General features: G+C 69.0%; 18 protein-coding genes. 8 read left to right on the top strand and 10 right to left on the bottom strand.

Annotation, left to right across the window (positions count from 1 at the left end):
• Positions 1-28: 28 nt before the first annotated feature.
• On the bottom strand, positions 29-2,608 hold the full coding sequence (locus tag ACK41C_RS16410) for a ribonuclease E/G (RefSeq protein WP_409656403.1): 2,580 nt from the start codon (positions 2,606-2,608) through the stop codon (positions 29-31).
• Between the two features lie 411 nt (positions 2,609-3,019).
• Between ACK41C_RS16410 and ACK41C_RS16405 the strand changes: the two genes are divergently transcribed.
• Both ACK41C_RS16405 and ACK41C_RS16400 read left to right on the top strand, forming a co-directional pair.
• Complete coding sequence (locus tag ACK41C_RS16405; RefSeq protein WP_409656401.1) at positions 3,020-4,219, top strand: N-acetylmuramoyl-L-alanine amidase; 1,200 nt, start codon at positions 3,020-3,022, stop codon at positions 4,217-4,219.
• 143 nt (positions 4,220-4,362) lie between these two features.
• Entirely contained in the window at positions 4,363-5,148 is a 786-nt protein-coding gene (locus ACK41C_RS16400) for a tetratricopeptide repeat protein (RefSeq protein ID WP_409656399.1), read from the top strand.
• Between the two features lie 108 nt (positions 5,149-5,256).
• On the opposite strand, the gene ACK41C_RS16395 is transcribed toward ACK41C_RS16400, so the two are convergent.
• Positions 5,257-6,081 (bottom strand): response regulator, encoded by an 825-nt coding sequence (locus ACK41C_RS16395; RefSeq protein WP_409656397.1) that lies wholly within the window; start codon positions 6,079-6,081, stop codon positions 5,257-5,259.
• A 130-nt stretch (positions 6,082-6,211) separates the two neighbouring features.
• On the opposite strand from ACK41C_RS16395, the gene ACK41C_RS16390 reads away from it, so the two are divergent.
• Complete coding sequence (locus tag ACK41C_RS16390; protein WP_409656395.1) at positions 6,212-6,541, top strand: hypothetical protein; 330 nt, start codon at positions 6,212-6,214, stop codon at positions 6,539-6,541.
• A 70-nt stretch (positions 6,542-6,611) separates the two neighbouring features.
• On the opposite strand, the gene ACK41C_RS16385 is transcribed toward ACK41C_RS16390, so the two are convergent.
• Positions 6,612-7,082, bottom strand: coding sequence for a pyridoxamine 5'-phosphate oxidase family protein (locus ACK41C_RS16385; RefSeq protein WP_409656394.1), 471 nt, complete (start codon positions 7,080-7,082; stop codon positions 6,612-6,614).
• Positions 7,083-7,254: 172 nt separating this feature from the next.
• On the opposite strand from ACK41C_RS16385, the gene ACK41C_RS16380 reads away from it, so the two are divergent.
• Positions 7,255-9,627: a penicillin-binding protein 1A gene (locus tag ACK41C_RS16380; RefSeq protein WP_409656392.1), complete on the top strand. Its 2,373-nt coding sequence runs from the start codon at positions 7,255-7,257 to the stop codon at positions 9,625-9,627.
• A 101-nt stretch (positions 9,628-9,728) separates the two neighbouring features.
• A protein-coding gene (prfB, locus tag ACK41C_RS16375) for a peptide chain release factor 2 (protein WP_409656390.1) occupies positions 9,729-10,842 on the top strand; the annotation gives its coding sequence in 2 pieces (ribosomal slippage) (positions 9,729-9,797 and positions 9,799-10,842; 1,113 coding nt in all).
• Between the two features lie 6 nt (positions 10,843-10,848).
• Here the strand turns inward: prfB and ACK41C_RS16370 are convergent.
• From ACK41C_RS16370 to ACK41C_RS16360, 3 genes are all read right to left on the bottom strand, one after another.
• Positions 10,849-13,002, bottom strand: coding sequence for a hypothetical protein (locus tag ACK41C_RS16370; protein ID WP_409656388.1), 2,154 nt, complete (start codon positions 13,000-13,002; stop codon positions 10,849-10,851).
• Between the two features lie 72 nt (positions 13,003-13,074).
• Positions 13,075-14,379 carry a serine hydrolase domain-containing protein gene (locus tag ACK41C_RS16365; protein ID WP_409656386.1) on the bottom strand — a complete coding sequence of 435 codons (1,305 nt, stop codon included), beginning with the start codon at positions 14,377-14,379 and terminating at the stop codon, positions 13,075-13,077.
• Between the two features lie 327 nt (positions 14,380-14,706).
• Positions 14,707-15,819 (bottom strand): DUF2806 domain-containing protein, encoded by a 1,113-nt coding sequence (locus ACK41C_RS16360; protein WP_409656384.1) that lies wholly within the window; start codon positions 15,817-15,819, stop codon positions 14,707-14,709.
• A 71-nt stretch (positions 15,820-15,890) separates the two neighbouring features.
• Here ACK41C_RS16360 and ACK41C_RS16355 point away from each other — a divergent pair, with 71 nt between their 5' ends.
• Positions 15,891-16,598, top strand: a complete 708-nt coding sequence (locus ACK41C_RS16355; RefSeq protein ID WP_409656382.1) for a 2-phosphosulfolactate phosphatase — start codon at positions 15,891-15,893, stop codon at positions 16,596-16,598.
• On the opposite strand, the gene ACK41C_RS16350 is transcribed toward ACK41C_RS16355, so the two are convergent.
• The 4 genes from ACK41C_RS16350 to tyrS form a co-directional block, all read right to left on the bottom strand.
• On the bottom strand, positions 16,595-17,056 hold the full coding sequence (locus ACK41C_RS16350) for a polymer-forming cytoskeletal protein (RefSeq protein ID WP_409656380.1): 462 nt from the start codon (positions 17,054-17,056) through the stop codon (positions 16,595-16,597). The genes ACK41C_RS16355 and ACK41C_RS16350 overlap by 4 nt on opposite strands.
• Positions 17,037-18,197 carry a M23 family metallopeptidase gene (locus ACK41C_RS16345; protein WP_409656378.1) on the bottom strand — a complete coding sequence of 387 codons (1,161 nt, stop codon included), beginning with the start codon at positions 18,195-18,197 and terminating at the stop codon, positions 17,037-17,039. The genes ACK41C_RS16350 and ACK41C_RS16345 overlap by 20 nt, the downstream gene beginning before the upstream one ends.
• Before the next feature lie 260 nt (positions 18,198-18,457).
• The gene (locus ACK41C_RS16340; protein ID WP_409656376.1) at positions 18,458-18,928 is read right to left on the bottom strand and encodes a peroxiredoxin; all 471 of its coding nucleotides are present in this window, start codon (positions 18,926-18,928) and stop codon (positions 18,458-18,460) included.
• An 11-nt stretch (positions 18,929-18,939) separates the two neighbouring features.
• The gene (tyrS, locus tag ACK41C_RS16335) at positions 18,940-20,265 is read right to left on the bottom strand and encodes a tyrosine--tRNA ligase (RefSeq protein ID WP_409656374.1); all 1,326 of its coding nucleotides are present in this window, start codon (positions 20,263-20,265) and stop codon (positions 18,940-18,942) included.
• Between the two features lie 194 nt (positions 20,266-20,459).
• On the opposite strand from tyrS, the gene ACK41C_RS16330 reads away from it, so the two are divergent.
• Together ACK41C_RS16330 and ACK41C_RS16325 are read left to right on the top strand one after the other, a co-directional pair.
• Complete coding sequence (locus ACK41C_RS16330; RefSeq protein ID WP_409656372.1) at positions 20,460-21,584, top strand: anhydro-N-acetylmuramic acid kinase; 1,125 nt, start codon at positions 20,460-20,462, stop codon at positions 21,582-21,584.
• Positions 21,585-21,589: 5 nt separating this feature from the next.
• On the top strand, positions 21,590-22,897 hold the full coding sequence (locus tag ACK41C_RS16325; protein ID WP_409656370.1) for an amidohydrolase: 1,308 nt from the start codon (positions 21,590-21,592) through the stop codon (positions 22,895-22,897).
• Positions 22,898-23,000: the final 103 nt, after the last annotated feature.

The raw sequence follows: 23,000 nt of genomic DNA, 5'->3' as shown, positions 1-23,000 counted from the left end.
AACGCTCCCCCTGCCCGAACCTAGTCGTTTAGCTTCGCCGCCACCAGCCCCGGCGCGGCGCGGCGGGCGGCGCGGTGATCTCCGCCGGATCCGGCTCGCGGGGCGCGGGTTCCGGCTCGGGCTCGGCAGCCGCGGCGACAGGCTCCGGCGCAAGCGCGACTGGCTCTTGGGCGACCGGCTCGGCCGCCGTGGGCTCGGGAGCCTCGGCCTTGGCCTTGGCGCGGCGCGTCCGCGGCTTCTTGGCCGGGGCGGCCTCCGGTTCGGGCTCGGCGGGGGCCGGAGCGGGGGCCTCAACCACAGCTTCGGCCTCGACCGGGGCCTCGATCGCCGGCGCTTCCGGCGCGGCCGCCGTGGCAGCCTTACCGCGGCCCCGGCGGCTGCGGGCCTTCTTCACCGGCTCTTCGGGCGACGGCAGTTCGACCCACACGTCTTCCTCGGCCGCCGGCGCGGCCGCGGCCGCGGCGGGTTCGACCTCGGGCTGGGGATCGTTAGCCGGGACGGGCGCAAGCTCGGCCGGCGCGGTCAGGCTCGGCATGTCCTCGGCCGGATCGTGCCAGACGAACGGGTCCTCGCCATAGGGCACCCACGGACGCACCCAGGAGAAGGCGTCCTGCGGGCGCCCGTCGTCGCGCATGCGGCGGCCGCCGCGGCGGCCCCGGCGGCGGCGGCGGCCGCTGGCGTCGTCGTCGCGCTCGGGCTTGGCCTCGGCCGCCGGGCGCTCTTCGCGCCCCTCGCCGTCGCGGCGGCCGCGACGCCGCCGGCGCCGGCCGCGGCGTCCGCCGCGATCCTCGCCGTCCTCGTGGTCCTGGAAGCGCTGCTCGGCCTCGTCGTCGTCGCTGGCCTCGCGGGCGATCGCCTCGTCGTCTTCTTCCTCGTCCTCGTCCTCGTCCTCGACCGCCGCATCGTCGAAGTCGTCCTCGACCGGCTCATAGGCCTGCAGCGGGGCGTGGTGGACCAGGGCGGCGTGCTCGGGCCGCGTCTCCGAGGCCGTCCGCTCGATCTCGTGGTCGGCATGGGCCAGGGCGTCGTCGATCACCACGGTGACGAACAGGCCCAGGCTCTCATGGATGCGCGTCAGGTGATTGCGCTTCTCGTTGAGGATATAGAGCCCGACGGCGCGCGGGACCTTCAGCGTCGCCTCGCCGCCGCCGCGCAGGGCCTCGATCTCGACCGCGCGCAGGGCCGCGAGCGCGCTCGATTCCACAGTCCGGACCCGGCCGGCGCCGCCGCAATGCTCGCAGACGTGGGTGGTGCCTTCCAGCACGCCGGTGCGCCGGCGCTGGCGGCTGATCTCCATCAGCCCGAAGGCCGAGATCTTGCCCATCTGCACCCGGGCGCGGTCGTCCTTCAGGGCGTCCTTCAGCTTCTTCTCGACCGCCCGGTTGTTCTTCGACTCGTCCATGTCGATGAAGTCGATGACGATCAGCCCGGCCAGGTCGCGCAGGCGCAGCTGGCGGGCGGCCTCCTCGGCCGCCTCCATGTTGGTCTTCAGCGCCGTGGCCTCGATGTTCCGCTCGCGCGTGGCGCGGCCGGAGTTCACGTCGATGGCGACCAGGGCTTCGGTCTGGTTGATCACCAGATAGCCGCCGGACCTCAGGGGCACGACCGGCGAATAGATCTGCGACAGGTGGTCTTCCACCTTGTGGCGCACGAACAGCGGCGTCGGCTCGCGATAGGCCTGCACCTTCTTGGCCTGCGACGGCATCAGCATGCGCATGAAGTCGCGTGCTTCCTTGAAGCCGGCCTCGCCCTCGACCCAGACCTCGTCGATATCCTTGTCGTAGAGGTCGCGGATGGTGCGCTTCACCAGGTCCTCTTCCTCATAGATCAGCGCCGGCGCGATCGAGTGGAGGGTGGTCTCGCGGATGTTCTCCCACAGGCGCAGCAGGTACTCGTAGTCGCGCTTGATCTCTGCCTTGGTGCGCTTGGCGCCGGCGGTGCGGACGATCAGGCCCATGCCTTCGGGCACGTCCAGGCTCTGGACCACGCCCTTCAGGCGCTTGCGGTCGGTGACTGCCGTGATCTTGCGCGAAATGCCGCCGCCGCGGGCGGTGTTGGGCATCAGAACGCCGTAGCGGCCGGCCAGCGAGAGATAGGTGGTCAGCGCCGCGCCCTTGTTGCCGCGCTCCTCCTTGACCACCTGCACCAGCATGATCTGCCGGCGGCGGATAACCTCCTGGATCTTGTAGCGGCGCATCAGCCGCCGGCGGCGCCGGGCGACCTCTTCCTCCATCACGTCGTCGTCGTCGGCCAGCGCGCCGTCTTCCTCGTCCTCGTCGTCCGAGGCGCGGGCAGGGCGGGCTTCCTGCGGCTCATCGTCCTCCTCGGCCTCTTCGCGCAGCAGGGCTTCGCGGTCGGCGACCGGGATCTGGTAGTAGTCGGGGTGGATTTCGTTGAAAGCCAGGAAGCCGTGGCGGTTGCCGCCATACTCGATGAAGGCCGCCTGCAGCGACGGCTCGACGCGCGTCACCTTGGCGAGATAGATATTGCCTCTGAGCTGCTTGCGGTTCTGGCTTTCGAAATCGAACTCTTCAACGCGGGTCCCGTCGACCACCACCACACGCGTCTCTTCGGCGTGAGCGGCGTCGATCAACATCTTCTTGGACATAAAACGGATCTCCGTGGCGCGCCGCGAGCACGAGGCTCGGGCGCCGCCCGTCTGTCAGGAGGGCGCGCACGGCCAGCCGCCTCGCGTGGTCGAAATCGACGACGCGGGTTTTGGGCCGGAATTGGGCTCTGGCGGCGCTGCCCATTGGTGTGTTCCCAGGCGCGCTTTTTGAAGAAAACGCGGATCGGATGATGCGTCGTCGCACAGGGCGAAGAATCGACGCGGGGGTGAACGGCACGGGGGCTCGCCCTGCGACGCAAGGCGCGCGCTCCGGCGCGGGCGGACTTTGCAACACTCGCGCGGAAAAGGAAAGCGGCGCGACGGCATCCTCTCGCCTTAAGCGGGTTAACCCTTTGTCTACGCTGATCCCGGCTATATGCCTTTGAAGAATCCGGGGAATTGGTGCGGGTGATGTTCGCGCGTATCGGCGAAGTGGTGCGGAAGTTCAGGGGGCGGGCGCTCGCGGCCGCCCTGACGGCGGTCGGCTGCATGGCCGCCGTGGCCGCCTCCCACGCTGCAGCCGCCGGCGCCGACGTGCTGAAGGTGCGCCTGGGCGGCGACCGCAACGAGACCCGCATCGTCATCGACCTCGACCGCTCGGCCACCGGCAAGGTGGCCTCCGACGGTTCCGACGGCCGCGTGGTCGTCAACCTGCCGGGCGTGGCCGCCGCCGGCGGGCTGCAGGGCGCGGGCCAGGGCCTGGTCAAGAACTGGGTGCTGGAAGACGCCCCCGGCGGCGCGCGGCTCAAGGCCGACCTCTCCGGCGAGGCGACGGTCAAGCGCCGCTTCCTGCTGCCGCCGGCCGACGGCGTGACGCACTACCGCTATGTAATCGACCTGGCCTCCACCTCGCCCCAGCGCGTTGCGGCCCCGGCCTCGGACGTGAAGCTGACCTCGGCGGCCGCCCCGGTCACCAAGGCCAAGCCGCTGAACCTGAAGAAGGTGGTGGTGATCGACGCCGGCCACGGCGGCAAGGACCCCGGCGCCAAGGGCGCCCAGGGCTGGGAAAAGGACGTCACCCTGGCCGCCGCCCGCCAGCTCAAGGCCCACCTGGAGAAGACCGGCCGCTACAAGGTGGTGATGACCCGCGACGCCGACGTCTATGTGGCCCACGACGTGCGGGTCCAGACCGCCCGCCGCGCCGACGCCGACCTCTTCATCTCCCTGCACGCCGATGCGGGGACCGACGCCTCGCTGCGCGGGGCCAGCGTCTACACTCTCGCCGACCGCGCCACCGGCCGCTCGGCCAAGTTCGTCAACAAGGACGACTGGTTCATGCGCGCCGGCTCGCATGGGGACGAAGGGGTCTCGACCATCCTGCTCGACCTCACCCAGCGCATGACCCGCAACCGCTCGGCGGTCTTCGCCGAGACCCTGCTGACCCGCATCTCAGACCACCAGCCGCTCCTGCGCCGCAGCCACCGCGAGGCCGGCCTCGCCGTCCTCCTGGCCCCCGACGTGCCGGCCGTGCTCCTGGAAATGGGCTTCATCACCAACCCCGATGACGAAGCCGTCCTGCGCGACACCGCCCGACGCGGCCAGCTGATGGCCGCCGCCGCCGAAGCCATCGACGCCTATTTCGGCGAACAGACCCGGATTGCGGCGCGGTAGGGGGCTTAGGCGCAATGGCGCGACCGCTCCAGCGAGCGGGCGCTGCGAAAGGCGGCGGGCGTCGGGCAAGCCACCCCAGATTGCATTTGAATTGTCAGCACCCGCGCTGCAATGTGTGGCTGAGTGGGAAGGGGCAAGTTTGAATGTTGGGGATCGCACTGGCTGCTGCGGCGGCGTTGAACTGCAACGACAACGACGCGATCTATGAGGCGTGGACGCCCGCCTTTGCGGCCTACGAAGCGCAACGGTTTGACGAGGCCAAGACCCTTCTGGACGGCCTGATCGCGACATGCCCCTCCACACCGATCCTGCCCTATGCCCAGACCATGCGAGCGGAGATCGCTCTCTACGAAGAGGATTACGACAGCGCCCTCAAGGCGCTTGAAGACGTGCAAAGGCCGCAATCGGGCAGTCTCGGTCCGCTTCCCAACTTCATCGCGCTTCGAAGCTTGGCCGCGAAGGAGGATGCGGAGGGCTATGACCTTGAGGCGCGCCGCCTTTTCCACGCCGTCGAGTTGCGGCTCACCGATCCTATGGGGCCCGTCAAAGCGAAGCTTGTGGAGCGCTTCTCGGTTGGAAAATTCGAGGTGACGGCGATAGAGGGGGACTACAAGAACGGGTCGTTCATTCGAAAGATGACGTTTCTCATCAAGTCATCGGAACCATTTGCGCCGTTGGAAACGGTCATGCTGACGCAGAACCCGACGGTGGACCTTATCGGATCGTCCCCTAGGAAGTACTTTGTTGACCAATATACTTGCAACCGCCACGTCACGGTTACTTTGACGCCAACCAATGTGACGTACAAGCAGGTCCGGGCGACAGTGGAGGGATGGCTGGCGGGGCGGCAGGACGGCGTCAGCGCCACGGAGGCCGGCGGCGTCTGCGCGTTCAAAAACTACGTGGCGCCCGGTTGGTCGTCGGACTGAGGATGGTCGATGCCCTGGGTGACGCGGCCTGGCGCAACCAGCTGATGGACTCCGTCGCCGAAGCTATCGACGCCTGTTTCGACGAACAGACGGTCGAGCGCTCTGCCTCTAGCCTGCCCCTAGGTATATCACTAGCGCGCTAACTACTCGCTCAAGTGCTCCACTAGCAATCAACCACAAACCTATAATGGTTCGGATATCGGCCAAGTTTTCTCCAACTCTAGTCAGGAAACCGTCAGCCACCCTACTTGCCACCCATTCCGCAATCCGCGTCGCCGACTGAGATAGCCTTTTCCTATCTTCGCACAACGCACTGGGATCTGGTGGAGGAGTTTCAGGTGCTTTCTCCAAGCGATGCAGGATTTCAATGGTGATTGTGAAGTCGTTGTAGGGCAGACCTTGCTCGGCGGGTGGTCCGTTGTGGCCCAGCGGAATGTCTCTCAGTTCGAACGGTTCTTCGGGTGCAAGTTTCTCCAAGGTCTGGCGAGCCTGAGCGGCAGCAAACCTAAGCGCTTCGCCAGGTGTGGGTTCGGTGGGCAGCTTGCCGGTCAGAGCTCGTGTAACCGCGGCCGCCAGCGTTGCGGGTTGAAATGGCTTTGTTAGTAGAAAGGTCGGTTCTGGGCGCTTGTCCGTCAGAAGACGCTCCGGAAAGGCCGTTGCAAAGACTGTTGGAACATTGCGCACCTTGAGCATTGACCATACGGCGTCGCGGCCAGACGAGCCATCAGCCAATTGCAAGTCTGCCAGAACGAGGTCGGGTTGATGCTCTAAGAACTGAGCATAAGCCTCGCTCGCAGTGCCTGCTATTCCGACAATATGATGCCCGGCCTCCGTGAGGGTGTGTGCGATGTCCGCCGCGATGACGGGCTCGTCTTCGACGACGAGGATGCGCGCCGATGCAGAGGGGGAGTCTAAGAAGGGCGTTTCGCTCATGGCAGAAGTATTCGACCTTGCAACGCGAGCGCAGACAAGTGGCATGGACCCCTTGCCGCGCAAGCACCTGACTATTACTCACGCCCCACGCCGGCTGGCCCACGCCCCCTCCCGCGCTAACTCGCCGCCCATGAGCCGCAAGAAACACATCGACGAGTTCGAGATCGAGGTCGGGGGCGAGCCCTATGTCTGGTGGCTGCAGCGCCGGCCGCAGTGGTCCAGCGATCCGGCCGAGCGGCGGGGCATGGGGATCGCCGTGCGTCATCGGGAGGGCCGGCGCGAGGCGGTGCTGGAGTTCCCGCCGGGGCCGCAGCCCAGGTTCGGCCTGCGCCAGCTTCAGGCCTCGCAGATCGCGCCGGAACTGGTCGCCAAGGCCATCGCCTCGGCCCTCGAAGCCGGGTGGGAGCCGCTGTCGCGTGGCAAGGCGGTGATCATCGCCGTCGACGCCGAGGGCGGGTGAGGGGCCGGCGCCACCGCCGACCCAGATCAGGACACCGAACTCGATCATCGATGACTGGGGCTCGCCGCCCTCAGCCCGCCGCCTCCGCCTCGCAGGGCACGAGCTCCGTGTGGCCGAAGCCCTGAGTGTAGTCCAGCACCGAGATCACCGTGGGCGTGAGGCGGAAGATGGCCACCTCAGCGGGGGCGGGGAGGGTGAAGGTCATGCCTTCCTGCGCCGGATAGCGCGCGAAGAGCAGGCCGAGCGCGCGGGCGCCCTCGGCCTCGTCGGTCACGCGGCGCGCTCGGGCGGCCATGGAGAGGCCCTGGATCTGCATGACCTGGGGCGTGTCGTCGTCGATGGCCAGCGAGACGCGGTCGTCGCGGGCCAGGTTGGCCGCCTTCTGGCTCTCCTGGCCGCACAGGAAATAGAGGGTCAGTCCGTCATTGGCGTAGCCGACGCTGGTGGTCTGGGGCCAGCCGTCGGGCCTGAGCGTCGCCAGGCGCATCGTCCGGTGGGTATCGAGCAGGGAGACGATCTTCTGTTTCAGGCGCGCGTCCATGGAAGGCTCCATCGGTTCGCCGCCATCCTGGCGCGCACTCGCGCCGGCGCATTGACCTGGCGCAAGAGCGCGCCCCTCCGCGCGGTAAGCCGTCGCAGGGCCGTTGGCGCCCGGCGCGACGCACGCTAGATCGTGGGCGCGGGGTGAGGGCGCCCGCGGAGGTCTGTCTGATTTGAATCCTCCCGAAAGATGGGTCGCGATCGCCGGCGTCGCCGTGCTGAGCGCTGTGGCCTTGGCGGGTTTCGCCATCGCCATCTATGCGGCCTGGCTGTTCCACGACATGCCCGATGCGGCCGACCTGGTGGACTACCGCCCGCCGACCGCCACGCGCGCCTATGCCTGGGACGGCACCCTGATCGGGGAGTTCTCGCGCGAGCGGCGCATCTACGTGCCTTACGACAACATGCCGCCGCACCTGGCCCAGGCCTTCCTGGCCGCCGAGGACCGCAACTTCTTCCGCCATTCGGGCGTCGATCCGATGGGCCTGACCCGGGCCATGGCCAAGAACGTGCTGAACGCCGCTCAGGGGCGAAGGCTGGAGGGCGGCTCGACCATCACCCAGCAGGTGGCCAAGAACGTGCTGCTCACCAGCGACGCCACGCTGGGGCGCAAGTTCAAGGAGGCGATCCTCGCCGGGCGCCTGGAGAAGACGCTCAACAAGGAGCAGATCCTCGAGCTCTATCTGAACGAGATCTGGCTCGGCTACCGCTCCTATGGCGTGGGCGCTGCGGCCTACAACTATTTCGGAAAGTCGATCTCCGACCTGACGCTGGCCGAGGCCGCCTATCTGGCCGCCCTGCCCAAGGGGCCGGACAACTACCATCCGACCCGCCGCAAGGCCCAGGCGAAGGCGCGGCGCGACTGGGTGCTGAACCAGATGGCCGACCTGGGCTGGGTCGGCCGCGCCGAGGCCAACGCCGCCATCGCCGAGGACCTGAAGGTCCAGCCCGCCCCCCGCCGCGCGCAGTACCGCGACGCCGACTTCTTCGTGGAGGAGGTCCGCCGTCGGGGCCTCTCCACCCTGGGCGAGCGGCTGAACGAGGGCGGCTACTACATGCGCACCACCCTGGACCCGCGGCTGCAGAGCGCCGCGCGGGTGGCCCTGATGAACGGGCTGGAGGCCTATGACCGCCGCCACGGCTGGCGCGGGGCCTGGGGCCGGGTGGAGATCGCGCCGGGCTGGGAACAGGCGGCCCGCAGCAAGTCGCCGCCCGCCGAACGCCGCACCTGGCGCGCCGCCGCCGTCACCGAGGTGTCCGGCTCCCAGGTCCGCGTGCAGGTGGCCGAGACCGGCGATGTGGGCGCCCTGGCCTCGGCGGACGTCTCCTGGGCCCGGGCCGGCAAGGGGCTGAATGTCGGCGACCTGATCTTCGTCGAGCCGGCGGAGAGCGGCGGCTACCGGCTGAAGCAGGTGCCGATCGTCAACGGCGCCCTGGTGGCCATGGAGCCGCACTCCGGTCGTGTGCTGGCGATGGTCGGCGGCTATTCCTTCTCGCTCTCCAGCTTCAACCGCGCCACCCAGGCCAAGCGCCAGCCGGGCTCGGCCTTCAAACCGATCGTCTACGCCGCGGCGCTGGAGAACGGCTACACGCCCGCCAGCGTGGTGATGGACTCCGCCATCACCCTGCGCGGCGGCGACGGCCGCGACTGGACGCCGGAGAACTACAACCGCCAGTACTATGGCGCGCTCACCCTGCGCCGCGGGCTGGAGCTCTCGCGCAACGCCATGACGGTGCGGCTGGCCTATGCGCTGGGCGTGCGCAAGGTGCGCGACCTCGCCATCAAAATGGGCGTGGTCGACGACGCCCAGCCGGTGCTCTCCATGGCGCTCGGCGCGGTGGAGACCACGCCCTTCCGCCTCACCGCCGCCTACGCCGCCTTCATCAACGGCGGCCGGCGGATCGAGCCGCACCTGATCGAGCTGGTCCAGGACCGCGAGGGCAAGACCATCTTCCGCGCCGACCGCCGCGACTGCCCGCGCTGCATCTCAGGCTTCAACGGCGACGAGAGCCCCCGCGTGGACCCGGCCGGCGAGCAGGTGCTCGACCCCATCGTCGCCTATCAGATCGCCTCCATGCTGGAAGGCGTGGTCCAGCGCGGCACGGCGGCCTCGGCCTCGGTGCTCGGCCGCCCGGCCGGCGGCAAGACCGGCACCACCAACGAGTACCGCTCGGCCTGGTTCGTCGGCTTCACGCCCCAGGTGGTGGCCGGCATCTTCGTCGGTTTCGACGACAACCGCAGCCTGGGCCACGGCGAGACCGGCACCACCGCGGCCGTGCCGATCTTCATCGAGTTCATGCAGGAAGCCGCCAAGCCCTGGCCCAAGGCCGAGCTGAAGCCCCCGGCCAACGCCAAGTTCGCCACCGTCCGCGGCATTCGCGAGGCCTTCAAGCCCGGCACCGAGCCCCAGCCGGCTCCCCTGATCGCGCCCGGCGGGCCCCAGCCCTACAGCCAGGTCTGGCCCGACGGCCAGATCACCGGCGCGCCTGCGCCCCCCGCCGCCGCCCCGCCCAAAAAGCAGGACGACATGAGCGGGCTGTACTGAGCCTTCTTCCTCCCCCGTAAACGGGGGAGGAAAAGAGGCCGGCCCTTGCCTCGCCCCCCCGGCGCGGGCTATCAGCGCCGGCTCAACTTTCGGAGTGTCCCATGAGAGCGGATGTCGAGGCTGCCAAGGCCGACATCGAGCAGTCGATCGAACTGCTCAGGAGGCGTCTTTGACTGGGAACCAGCCCTCCGACGCCTCGACGAACTGAACGCCCGGGTCGAGGACCCGACCCTCTGGGACAATCCCGCCCAGGCCCAGGCCATCAGCCGCGAACGCTCCAAGCTCGCCGCCTCCGTGGAGGCCGTGCAGTCGCTGGAGCGCGACCTGGCCGACGCCGTCGGCTATGCGGAACTGGCCGACGAGGAGGGCGACGAGGCCTCGCTCGAAGAGGCCCGCGCCCAGCTTAAGGCCATCAAGGAGCGCGCCGCCCGCGCCGAGCTGGAGGCCCTGCTGTCCGGCGAGGCCGACGGCAACGACGCCTTCGTGGAAATCAATTCCGGCGCCGGGGGCACCGAGTCCAACGACTGGGCCGGCATGCTGATGCGCATGTACGCCCGCTGGGCCAACGCGCATGGCATGAGCGTCGACTTCCTGGAAGAGACCGCCGGCGAACAGGCGGGCATCAAGTCGGTCACCATGCAGGTCAAGGGCCCCAACGCCTATGGCTGGCTGAAGACCGAGGCCGGCGTCCACCGCCTGGTGCGCATCTCGCCCTTCGACGCGGCGGCCAAGCGGCACACCAGCTTCGCCTCGGTCTGGGTCTATCCGGTGGTCGACGACACCATCGAGATCGACATCAACCCCGCCGACGTGCGCACCGACACCTACCGCGCCTCCGGCGCCGGCGGCCAGCACGTGAACAAGACCGACTCCGCCGTCCGCCTGACCCACATCCCCACCGGCGTGGTGGTGGCCTGCCAGGCGGGGCGCTCGCAGCACGCCAACCGCGACGAGGCCTGGAAGATGCTGCGCGCCCGCCTCTACGAGCTGGAGCTGCAGAAGCGCGAAGCCGCCCAGCAGGCCCTGGAGGACCAGAAGACCGACATCGGCTGGGGCCACCAGATCCGCTCCTACGTCCTCCAGCCGTACCAGATGGTGAAGGACCTGCGCACCGAGGTGGAGACCTCCGACACCCAGGGCGTCCTCGACGGCGACCTCGACCGCTTCATGGGCGCGGCGCTCGCCCAGCGCGTCGGGGCGACGCGGGAGGGGTAGGGGACCTCAAGCCCCGCCGTCGCGCGCGGCGATCTCGGCTTCGATGATCTCGATCAGGGCCTCGCAGCGGCGCGCCTCCTGCGTCTCTCCGGCCTGGTCGAGCAGGTCGCGGGCCTGCCGCAGGCGGTCGCGCGCGGTCCGGCTCGTCGCGGTGGACTCGGCGAAGGGCAGGGTCAGGTGCTCGGCCTGGCTGAGCTCGACGGCCGCGAGCGCCCAGTCCACCGGGTCCTGGCGAGGGTCGATCTCGTCGAGGATGCTGAGCCGGGCGCCGAGCGCCCTTACGATGTCGTCCTTTTCGCCAAACAGCCTGAAGCGGTGCGTGTGCGCGGCGCCTAGCCCTTCGTGGGCTTCGCGCACGCGGGCCGGCCAGTGGCCGGCGCCCACGGTCTGCAGGGCCGCGAAATAGGCCTGCAGGGCCCGGTCGAGCCAGGCGCGCGCCGTCTCCGCTTCGCCGGCGGCGTCGGCGGCGAAGCAGCATGCATTGCCCAGGTTGAGGAGGCACCGCGCCGTCTCGCCCCTGTCGGCCTGGGTCTTGGCCGACAGGGCGCCGGCGGCTTCGAACAGCTGCGCCGCCTCGGCGAAGTGGCCGAGCGCCTGCGCGCCTTCGGTGCGCCGGCCGAGGATCTCGTGCGCGACCCCGCGGCCCACCCAGAGGCCGACGCGCAGGGTCAGGTCGGCCTCGTCCAGCAGGCTTTCGGCCCTGGCGAAGGCGTCCAGGGCGTCGGTCAGCCGCAGGCTCCCGTCGTACCCGGCGTCCAGCTGGCCCAGCCGCGCCAGGATCTCCGCGTGGTGCTGGTGCGCGCGGAAGCGGAGCCGGGGCGGCGCGGCCTCCGGCATGTGGCTGAACGCGGTCTCGACGTAACCCAGCGCCTCGGTCAGGATCTCGACCGTGCTCTCCGCGTGCGACAGCTCGGCCTTGGTCGTCAGCAGCTTGGAGATGCGCAGCACGATCTCCACTCGCGGCAGGATCGAAGCCGGCTCCGGATCGTCCCGCAGGAACGCGTCGGGCAGCGGGGTCAGGCCCGGCTCGAGCACGGCCTGGCCGAGGGCCGAGATCGCCCTGTCGATGAGTTTCGCAGCGACGTGGCCCTGGCTGAAATGCGCCTCGGCGACGGCGTTCTCCGCTTCCTCCACATGGGCCGCGGCCCGTAGGCCGGCCTCGGCCGTGGCCGGATCGGCGGCCACGGCGGCGCAAGCCAGCCGATTGTCCAGCAGGATGGCGGCCGCCCATTCCGGATGCTGGGCGGCGATCTCGCGCAGGGCGTGGATGGCGCACAGCCGAGCGCGCGGCGTCTGGCCTCCGTCCGCGGCCGTCTGGGAAAGCAGGCCCATGGCGTTGGCGTCCCCGCCCAGCGCCAGGCGGCGCACCCGCCCGATCGACGGCAGCACCTGCGCCGGCTCCCGGCTGGACAGCGCCGCCTCCTCGCGGCGCAGGTCCTGCCCCCGGCCGATCCGGCGGGCGATCTCGACGGCCTTGAGCAGGCCCCCGATGACCATCAGGTCGATCGCCATCCGCAGGGCGAACGCCACCACGCCGCCGTTCGGCAGCACCGCGCGCACGCCGGACGGGTCCTGGTAGCCCAGCACCTCCACATTGCCGACGATGGGCAGGGAGACGAACGCCTCCGACAGGATGTGGACGAGATAGCCGCCCGCGCCCTCCGCGCCGGGGCCTTCGAAGGCGTGGGCTCCGGTCAGGCGCCAGACCAGCAGGCTCGCCAGCATGAACACCGCCGCCAGGGCCGCCAGCGCCTCGTCGCCATAGTCCTCCCCGCGGGGAAAGCGGCGATCCTCGACCTTGAGCCCCAGCGCGCGGTCCTCCTCGTCCCAGGCCCAGCGCCGGAACACCGCCAGCACCGCCGCAAGGCCGAGCGTCAGGGCCGCCACCCCGAGCGGCCAGGGCGCCAGCGCGCCTATGAGGCCCAGGGCGAGCAGCACGCCCAGCAGCCGCGCCCACCGCCGCCAGGCCTTGCCCTCGTCCAGCCCCAGCCAGCCTGCGACCGACACCGCCAGGCCTTGGTCCACGCGCCCCAGCCGCGGCCGGACCCAATCCAGGGCCGGCTCGAAGGCGCGATGCCCGCTGGCGATCAGCAGCTTGCCGAACAGGAAGATCCCCGCCGCGCCCCCCAGGGCGAAGGCGAATTGCTGGATGGCGCCCATGGTGCGGGAGCTCCCCTCTGTGCAAGCTGAGCCGTCGAGGCGAGGCGCAGATCAGCACGGCGGGGCCTGATTTCAAACAGCCTCGGGATCTCGCAGACCTCGACCCTCGAGGCCGGCGATCTGCGCCCGGCGACGTCTCATGATCGCCGCCGACGTCGTGAGAACCACGATGGCGATCGCGCCAGTAAGCCAGACGAACAAGATCTTGCGCGCGTCGAACAGGATCAGCGTGTCGAGACCGACCTTGCCGGTCTGCCAGAAGGTCCACTCGCCGCCGATCTCGCGCGCCAGGGTCGAGCTTCCGGTGGTGAGCACGATGACGCCGTTCCCCGTCGCGGGGTCGAGGCGCGCCGTGGTGTTGATGGCGGGATAGTTCTGGCCGTCGTGGCCGATCACGAAGCCCTCGCGTGTGGGCGCATAGAGGCTTTCGCCCAAACCCCAGATCGGCAGACCAAGCAGATAGGCTTGCGGCGTCGCCATCCGTCTCAGCGTTTCCGGCGTCAGCACGCCGCGTCCCGACGGGGCGTTCGGCCGCCCTGGCGCCTGGGATTGCAGGAAAAGGCTGAGATCGGCGGCGGAGGTGTAGAGCGATGCGGCGCCCGTCGCGGCGAACCGGTAGTGCGTCGCCGCCGAACCATCCGCATCGAAGATGTCGGCGAGCCTGCTCGGGTCCGGATCGACGAAGGTGCTGTCGGCCATGCCCAGAGGTTCGAAGATCTCGCGCCGCATGAAGGCCTCGAAGCTCTCCTGGCTGACCTCCTCGATCATCAGTTGCAGAATGAGATAGCCGCCGCCCGAATAACGCCATCCGGAGCCGGGTTCGGCGCCGACCCGGATCTCGCCGTCGGCGGAGGGGAGCACGTCCGTCGTCTTCGTCAGTTCCTGTTCGAGCGACGGGAGGGCCTGACCGGGCTCGAAGCCTCGAAAACCCAATCCATCGGTCAGGCCCGAATTGTGCGCGAGCAGTCTCCGCACCGTGACCTTGTCGAGATCGTATTCGCTCGCAGGCAGTCGCCAGCGCGACAGGTAGCGGGATACGGGCGCGTCCAGGTCGACGCGGCCCTGTTCGGCCAGCTTCATCACGCCCCAGGCCGTCAGCCATTTGCTCAGGGACGCGACCTGGAAGATCGTGTGCTCGTCGACCTCGCGGCCGTGAGACGCGAAGAAGTCTGCTGCGGGCCTGCCTTCGGAAAGCAGCAGGATGGCGATATTGCCCTTGGACTCGTCCTCATACCGACCCGACGCCCATTGCAGGAACCCAGGGGAGTCCCCGTCGGACGCCACCTGCTGGCGCATCCAGCCGTTGCGTGCGCCAAGGCCGACGAGCACGGTCCACAGCGCCAGTAAGGTCAGCGCAATCAACACCGGTCGCCGCATTGTCGCCCCCCGAGCATTCGGAGACGAAGCCTAGGTCCATCGCCCATGTTTTTCGAGGTCTGAGATTTGAAGCCCGGCGGCGAAACGGCTGCGATTGCTACGCACTAGGCACGAACGCCTCGGTTTAATCATAAGGCTCACCGATCTTCCGGTCATCGTCAGAGACCCAAGCCCTCGGGTCTTGCGCCGAGGTCAAGGCTGGAGTCGATCCGTTCGCTCTCTGCGGAAAGGCAGCGATAGCGTCCCCGGCCATGCAACTGCATAGAGCCGATTCTTTTTAACAACTTCCCGCCAATTTTTGGGCTCCATATGGATTGGACTTTGTTGCTAGTCCGACGCCGACGCTCGCCATATGACCTCGGGCTCGCCAATTGGATACAGCCTGGTGGGATCCCCGGGCACTGACCCAAGTTTTGACAGCAAAATTTCTTTAAGCCCTCCCTTGTCAATATCCTTGATGCAGTTTTTCGCGGCCTGCCACTCGTCTCTTTCTGTCAAGAGCGAAAGCATTTGGAGCCCCACATCTGTGAGTAGATATACAGAAGGTGTATACCTTGTGCCGCTTTCACCGCGTAATATTATAACAACGTCATTGGTATTGATGTATTCCTTGCCATCTTCATTAAATGTATAAATCTTTATTCTATTACCATCTAATCCAGTCAAAAGACCCGCTACCTCTAACCTGTTCAAGACGTAGAACTCGTGCCCCTCAATTCGACCGCCGCGTTTTTTAGGCGCGAAGTCGGAAAACACACGCTGCGCAAACTCTTCGAAGCACTGCGCCGTTTCCTGATCTACCTCCGATAAGAAGCGCAGCGATCTGAGTGAAAAAGTGCCTGTCTTTCTCGCTTCACCAGCCAGAACTCGGCCCCAGAGGGTTTGCATTCGTTCGCTAGATGCATCCTCTGCATAGCGTTCAAAAATGTTCATCCAATCGGCATCGGGCTCCGAGGTTTCGTCACACTTCCCTTCCCCATGCTTTCGTGCAGTTTCCTCGGCTGCGGCCTTTAGGACTGCCTCTTTGTTTATTTGCTTTCGAAGCCCATTCCCGAGAATTGACCACAGCGCCCTGTCGACAATATTGGGATCCGCTATCGCTTGGCTTGCTGCTGCTTTAGCAAGTTCGTTGCGCACATAGGTGCGGGCAGCGGTGCCGTCCTCCACACCCTGAACTGCGCGCTGGAGCCACGCCGCAGGATAGGCCACAGCGCCACCAAGGAGACGATAAGCTGCGCCAACTAGTCCTTTTGCAACAGGCACAGGTAATCCCGATATCGTTTCGTTCAAAACCGCAACCGCAACCGCCTTCGACTGTTCGCCAGGATCACCGCTATTCTTGGACATGCGCTCCTCCCGCAACTCTCCCTCAAGCCCGCTCATTTCACTCGCGACCAGCCCCTCGATCCAAAGCTTAACCTTGAGAGGCTTTGGGGCCATGCGCAACCTCCGCGTCCTGCCTACATCCGCCTCTCTCAGCCATCGCCCGACCGCCGTCCAGGAACGCCCCCATGACCCAAGCCCACTGCGAATGGGGCCTCGCCGGCCTCCAGGCCCTGCGCGAGCGGTGCGCCGTCGTGGTGGTGGTCGACGTGCTGTCCTTCTGCACCGCCGTGGACGTGGCGGTCACGCGCGGGGCGCGGATCTGGCCGTTTGCGCATGGCGACGAGGCGGCCGCGGCGGCGGAGGCGGCGCGGGTGGGGGCGGTGCTGGCCGCGCGGCGGCGCTCGGGCCTCCAGCTCAGCCTTTCGCCGGCGAGCCTGGCGCGCGTGGAGCCCGGCGCCTCGGTGCTGCTGCCCTCGCCGAACGGCTCGCGCCTGTCGCTGGAGGGCGAGGGGCGCCCGGTGCTGGCCGGCTGCCTGCGCAACGCCGGCGCGGTGGCGCGAGCCGCGCTGCGCCTGGCGGGCGGCGGGGACATCGCCGTGATCCCGGCCGGCGAGCGGTGGCCCGACGGCTCCCTGCGCCCGGCGGTCGAGGACCTGATCGGCGCCGGCGCGGTGATCGACCGGCTGGGCGTGGCGGCGAGCGCCGAGGCGAAGGTCGCCCGCGAGGCGTTCGCGGCGGCGCAAGGGTCGGGCCTGGCCGAGCGCCTGCGCGACTGCCTCTCCGGCCGCGAGCTGATCGGCCGCGGCTTTGCGCAGGATGTGGAGATCGCCGCCGAGCTGGACGTCAGCCGCACCGCCCCGCTGTTGCAGGGCGGCGCCTACGCGCAGGCCTAGAGCGAGCGGCCGCCGACCGCGTCGGAGGGGTTTTCGGCCGCCAGGGTCAGGGCCGGGGCGGGGCGCTGGAACTTCAGGCTGCGGCCCTGGAAGAAGGCGCCCTGTTCGATGGCCAGCTGCTCGTGGGTGATGTCGCCGTCCACATGCGCGGTGCCGTAGAGGCGGACCTGCTTGGCGGTGACGGAGCCGGCCACGCGGCCGCGGATCTCGACGGTCTCGGCCGTCACCGAGCCTTCCACCAGGCCGGTCTCGCCGATGGTCAGGCTGCCGATGCGCACGTCGCCGCGGATCTCGCCGTCCAGGTGCAGGTCGCCTTCGCCGGCGACCGCGCCCTCTATGGTCAGGTTCTCGGCGATCAGCGAGCAGGCCACGGAGGCCTTGCGCGGCGCCTCGGCCGCGGCGTCGGGGCGGGCGGCGCCCGCGTCGGGAAGCTTGGTCTTAGCCGGCTTTGAGAACATGTTCCCCCGCCTTCAGGAAGCGACCGGGGTTCTGGGCGCGCCCATTGACCCAGATCTCGTAATGCAGGTGCGGCCCGGTGGAGCGGCCGGTGGAGCCCATGGCCCCGATGCGCTGGCCCACGCCCACACGCTGGCCCGGCCGCACGCCGATCGACTGCAGGTGCGCGTAGCGGGTCTTGAAGCCCTGGCCGTGGTCGATCTCGATGGTGTTGCCGTAGCCGGAGCGGACGCCGGTGAAGGAGACCACGCCCGGCGCCGTCGCCTGGATCGGGGTGTTGTAGCCGCCGCCGAAGTCCAGCCCCGAATGGAAGGCCGGGCGGCGGGTGAAGGGATCGAAGCGCACGCCGAAGCCGCTGGTCTGGCCGGTATAGGTGGGCTTGGCGAGCGGCAGCTTCTCGGCGGTCTGCGAAAGCGCCCGGGCCTCGGAGAGGTTGGTGGCGGCAGCCTGGATGCGCTGGGCGAAGGCCTCGTCCACGTCCAGCACCACGGCCAGCGCGCGGGGGTCCTTGGCCTCGATCAGCGGGCCGCCCAGCGAGCCGCCCTTGGGCACGTAGGAGCCCGGCGTCAGGCCGGCCAGGCGGAAGGCCACGCGCAGGCGGTCGGCGCGGGTCTTGGCGTAGTCGTTGGCCGCGTCGATCAGGCGCTCCTGGCTGGCGCGCACCAGCTCGATGCGGCGCACCGAGCTCGCCCCCTCCGGCGGGGTGGCGGCGCGGGCCAGCGCCGGCGCCAGGGCCTCGGCCGCGCCGGGCGAGCCCTTGGCCTCGGTCAGCAGCATGGCCAGCGCGGCGTGGCGCTTCTCCACCACCTCGGCCAGCACGTCGGCCGAGCCCTCGGCGGCGTTCAGCTGGGCCACGGCGCTGTTCAGCCGCGCCTCGCGGTCGGCCACATAGCGCTCGTACTGCGACTTCACCTTCAGCACTTCCCGGTCGCTGGCCGAGAGGGAGAAGGCGTTCATCACCATGGCCGCGGTGCTGACGCCCACCCACAGCGCGCCCACGGCCACGGCGGCGGCGGCGGAGATCTGCTTGGCGGGGGTCAGGACGAAGGCCCGCATCTCGCCGCCGGAGCGGACATAGAGGTGGCGTTCGGGGAAAAGCTCTTCGAGCGATCGGCGGAGGCGCGCGAAGCGTGTCATGCTCACCGTATCGGTTACGGAACTGGTCCGCGCGATATGCGATGAGTTTTTCTGCGCATGCAAGAGGCTTCGCCATCCGAATCGGGGGCGAAGCGTCACAGGTCAGCATCCGGCCGGGATGATGAACCAAATCTGAACGGCCGCGCTTTGCGATCGCGCAAGCCGGCCGCGGCGCATGCCTTCAGATAGGCGAGGGCTGCGACGGTTCAACAACCGCCAAGCCTGCGGGGCGGTTCCAGGGCGGGCGACGCGTTCGCGCCGACGGCCTAGCTTTCCAGGGCCTGGGCGGCTTTCAGCACCTCGGCGGCGTGGCCGGCGACCCGCACCTTGCGCCAGATCCTGCGCACCACGCCCTGGCCGTCGATCAGGAAGGTCGAGCGCTCGATCCCCATATAGGTGCGCCCGTACATGTTCTTCTCCACCCAGGCGCCGAAGGCCTCGATCATGGCGCCTTCGGGGTCGGAACCGAGCGGGACGGCGAGCTTGTGCTTGGCGGTAAACTTCCCGTGACTGGCCACGCTGTCCTTCGAGACGCCCAGCACGGCCACGCCCGCCTTGGCGAAGTTGGGGGCCAGTTCGGTGAAGTCCTGCGCCTCGCGGGTGCAGCCCGGCGTGTCGTCTTTCGGATAGAAATAGACCACCAGCGGCCGGCCGGCGAAGTCGCCCCGCCGCACCGGCCCGTCCGCGCCCTGCACCTCGAAGTCGGGCGCCTTGGCCCCTTCGGCGAGTTCCGCCATCTCCGTTCCTCCTAGACCGGCTTCACCAGCACGATCTTCTTCTTGCCGGCCGCCAGCTTCACCACGCCGTCCACGAGATCGGCCTCGGTGATCATGCGGTTGGCGTCGGGCTCGGCCTTGTCGTTGACGCGCAGGCCGCCCCCCTGCGCCAGGCGCCGGGCCTCGCCGCGGGAGCCCGCCAGGCCGGCGTCGACCGCCAGGGCGGCCAGCACGATTCCCGCCGCCAGCTCGGCGGCGGGCGTCTCGTGAGTCGGCATGTCGCCGGAGACCGCGCCCACCTCAAAGGCCACGCGCGCGGCCTCCGCGGCCGCAGCAGCCGCCTCCGCCCCGTGCAGCAGGCGCGTCGCCTCATTGGCCAGCACCTTCTTGGCCTCGTTGATCTCCGCGCCCTGCAAGGCCTCGTAGCGGACGATCTCGTCGGCCGAAAGGTCGGTGAACAGGCGCATGAAACGGCCCACGTCCGCATCCTCGGTGTTCCGCCAGAACTGCCAGTAGTCGTAGGGGCTGCGCATCTCCGGGTTCAGCCAGACGGCGCCGCCCACGGTCTTGCCCATCTTCACGCCCGAGGCGGTGGAGAGCAGGGGGGTGGTCAGGCCGAAGGCGGGCTTGCCGTCCACTCGGCGGATCAGCTCCACCCCGTTGACGATGTTGCCCCATTGGTCGGACCCGCCCATCTGCAACACGCAGCCGTAGCGGCGCGACAGCTCCAGGAAGTCCACCGACTGCATCAGCATGTAGTTGAACTCGAGGAAGGTCATCGGCTGCTCGCGCTCCAGCCGCAGCTTGACGCTGTCGAAGGCCAGCATCCGATTGACCGTGAAGTGCACTCCGTAGTCGCGCAGGAACTCGATGTAGCCGAAGCGCTCCAGCCAGTCGGCGTTGTTGACCATCACCGCGTCGGTGGGCCCGTCGCCGAAGGTCAGGAACCGCTCGAACGTGCCGCGGATGCCGGCGAGATTCGCTTGGATCTGCGCGTCGGTCAGCAGCGGGCGCTGGCCCTCCTTGTCGGTCGGGTCGCCCACCTTGGTGGTGCCGCCGCCCATCAGCACGATCGGCTTATGCCCCGTCTGCTGCAGCCGGCGCAGGGTCATGACCGAGAACAGATGCCCCACGTGCAGCGAGGGCGCCGTGGCGTCGAAGCCGATATAGGCCGTGATCGGACCCTTGGCCGCCGCCTCGTCCAGCTCCGCCGGGTGGGTGATCTGGTTGATGTAGCCGCGCGCCTGCAGGGTGCGCAGGAACTCGGACTTGAAGGGCTGGTCGGCGGACATGACAGGAGACTCTGGTTTGGGCGCGTCGGGCTCTAGCACGCGCTCGGCAAGCTTTTCGAGGGACATCTGACAGGCTCCTTGGGCGGGTGGCCGGAGACCGTCATTTCCTTTGGGGGTGCGGGCGCCGACCGATCGGGGTGGCGCAAACGATGAAAGCCGCGCCTGCTGCTAGGGCAGGCGGTAATAGCGGGCCGAATTGGCGGAGCGGCGTTCGATCATGCTGGCTAGCTACGCCGCCCCGAGCATGGCAGTCAAGGCGCATGCGCGTTCTCGGCTTCATGACCGGCACCTCGCTCGACGCCTGCGACATGGCGGTCCTGGAGACCGACGGCGAAACCATCTCCGCCTTCGGCCCGGCGGGCGAGCGCAAGCTTTCCGAGCCCCTGCGCGAGCTGCTGCTGGCCGCCACCCAGGCCGCGCTGGCCTGGCCGCGCGGCGCGCCGGAGCCTGAGATCTTCGCCGAGGCCGCCGCCGCCGTGGCCCAAGAGCACTTCGAGGCCGCCGAGGGCTTCCTCGCCGAACATGGGCTTGCCTGGAGCGAGATCGACCTCGTCGGCATGCACGGCCAGACCGTCCTGCACGAACGCCCGCAGGCCGGCCGCCTGGGCCGCACGGTCCAGCTTGGCGACGCCCAGCAGCTCGCCGACGCCGCCGGCGTTCCCGTCGCCTTCGATTTCCGCACCGCCGACGTGGCCGCGGGCGGGGAGGGTGCGCCGCTCGCGCCGATCTACCACTTGGCCCGCGCCAAGGCTTCGGGCCTGTCGCCCCCGCTGGCGGTGCTGAACCTGGGCGGCGTGGCCAATGTCACCTTCTGGTCGGAGGACGGGGAGATCGCCGCCTTCGACACCGGCCCGGCCAACGGCATGATCGACCTGCTGGTCCAGGCCCGCGGCGCCGGCCGCTACGACGCCGGCGGCCGCTACGCCAGCGTCGGCCAGGTGGATGAGGCGGTGCTGAAGGTCCTGCTCTCCCACCCCTATTTCCAGGCGCCCGCGCCGAAGTCGCTGGATCGCTATGATTTCTCGCTGGAGCCGCTGGAGAAGCTGGAACTTGAGGATGCGGCCGCCACCCTGGTCGCCTTCACCGCCGAGGCGGTGGCCGCCGGCTTTTCCCTCATGGGCGCGCGTCCGACCGAGGTCGTGGTCTGCGGCGGCGGTCGGCACAACCCGCAGATCATGAAGGCCCTGGCCGAGCGGCTGCCCGCGCCGGTGCGCACCGCCGAGGATCACGGCTGGCGCGGCGATTCCATCGAGGCCGAAGCCTTCGCCTATCTGGCGGCCCGCTGCGCGCGAGGCCTGCCGATCTCGTTTCCGAAGACCACGGGCGCACCGGCGCCCATGACCGGCGGCCGCATCGTCCGGCCGCGCACCAGGACGGGGGACTAGAAACCATGTCGAAGAAAACCTGGCTGGCGGGCGTCGCCGCCGCCGTCGCCCTCGCCGCCGCCGCGCCGGCCGCGGCCCAGGAGGCTCCGCCGCCGCCCGCCGCCTACGACGCCGCCGTTTTCGCCGCGGCCAGGGCGGTCCAGCCCAAGGTCGTCGCCTGGCGGCGCGACATCCACCAGCATCCGGAGCTTTCGAACCGCGAGGTGCGGACCGCCAAGGTGGTGGCCGACCACCTGCGGTCGCTGGGCCTGGAGGTGCGCACCGGCGTCGCCAAGACCGGCGTGGTCGGCATCCTGCGCGGCGGCAAGCCGGGCAAGGTGGTCGCCCTGCGCGCCGACATGGACGCCCTGCCGGTGGCCGAGCAGACGGGCCTCCCCTTCGCCTCCAAGGCGACGGCTGAATACAACGGCCAGACGGTGCCGGTCATGCACGCCTGCGGCCACGACAGCCACGTGGCGATCCTGATGGGCGCGGCCGAGGTCCTGGCCGGCATGAAGGACCAGATCGAAGGCACGGTGGTCTTCGTCTTCCAGCCGGCCGAGGAAGGCCTGCTGGCGGGCGAGGAGGGCGGCGCGCCGCTGATGATCAAGGAAGGCGTGCTCGCCAACCCGAAGGTCGACGCCATCTTCGGCCTGCATTCCGTGCCGGGCCCGGTCGGCGCGCTCTTCTGGCGGGCCGGTCCGATGATGGCCGCCTCCGACCGCTACGAGATCCATCTGAAAGGCCGTCAGGCGCACGGCTCCACCCCCTGGGTCGGCATCGACCTGGCGTCGATGACCGCCGACATCGTCCAGGCCTTCAACACCATCGCCGCCCGGCAGATGAACGTGGCCAAGAGCCCGACGGTCCTGACGGTCGGCACGATCCACGGCGGCCTGCGCTACAACATCATCCCCGAGGACTTCGCCCTGCAGGGCACCCTGCGGACCTTCGATCCCGATATGCGCAAGGACGTCATCGCCCGGGCGGAGAAGGCCGTGGCCACCATCGCCGATCGCTACGGCGCGACGGCTCGCTTCGAGTGGGGCACGCCCAATCCGGTCACCGACAACGACCGCGAACTGACCGCCCGCATGAAGCCGACGCTCGCCCGCGCCGCGGAAGGGCGGATCCGCGACGACATCGACTACATCATGGGCGCGGAGGATTTCTCCTACTACCAGCGCGAAGTCCCGGGCTTCTTCTACGACCTCGGTGTCGGCGACCCCAAGGGCGCCAACCACTCGCCCTTCTTCGACGTCGACGAGGCGGCCATGGAGACCGGCGTGCGCGCCCAGGCGCTGCTGGCCCTGGATTTCCTCAAAGGAAGCTGAGGGCGAGGCGAAGCGGCGCTAGAATCACTGCGCTGGAGGGTTGGCGCCTGCCGGCGCCAGCGGCTCCGCCGCCCTCGCAGGCTTCGCCCGCTCGCCCTCACCT

The organism is Phenylobacterium sp., from assembly GCF_046290725.1.
GTDB lineage: Bacteria > Pseudomonadota > Alphaproteobacteria > Caulobacterales > Caulobacteraceae > Phenylobacterium.
This window is presented reverse-complemented; position numbering and strand designations above follow the sequence as displayed.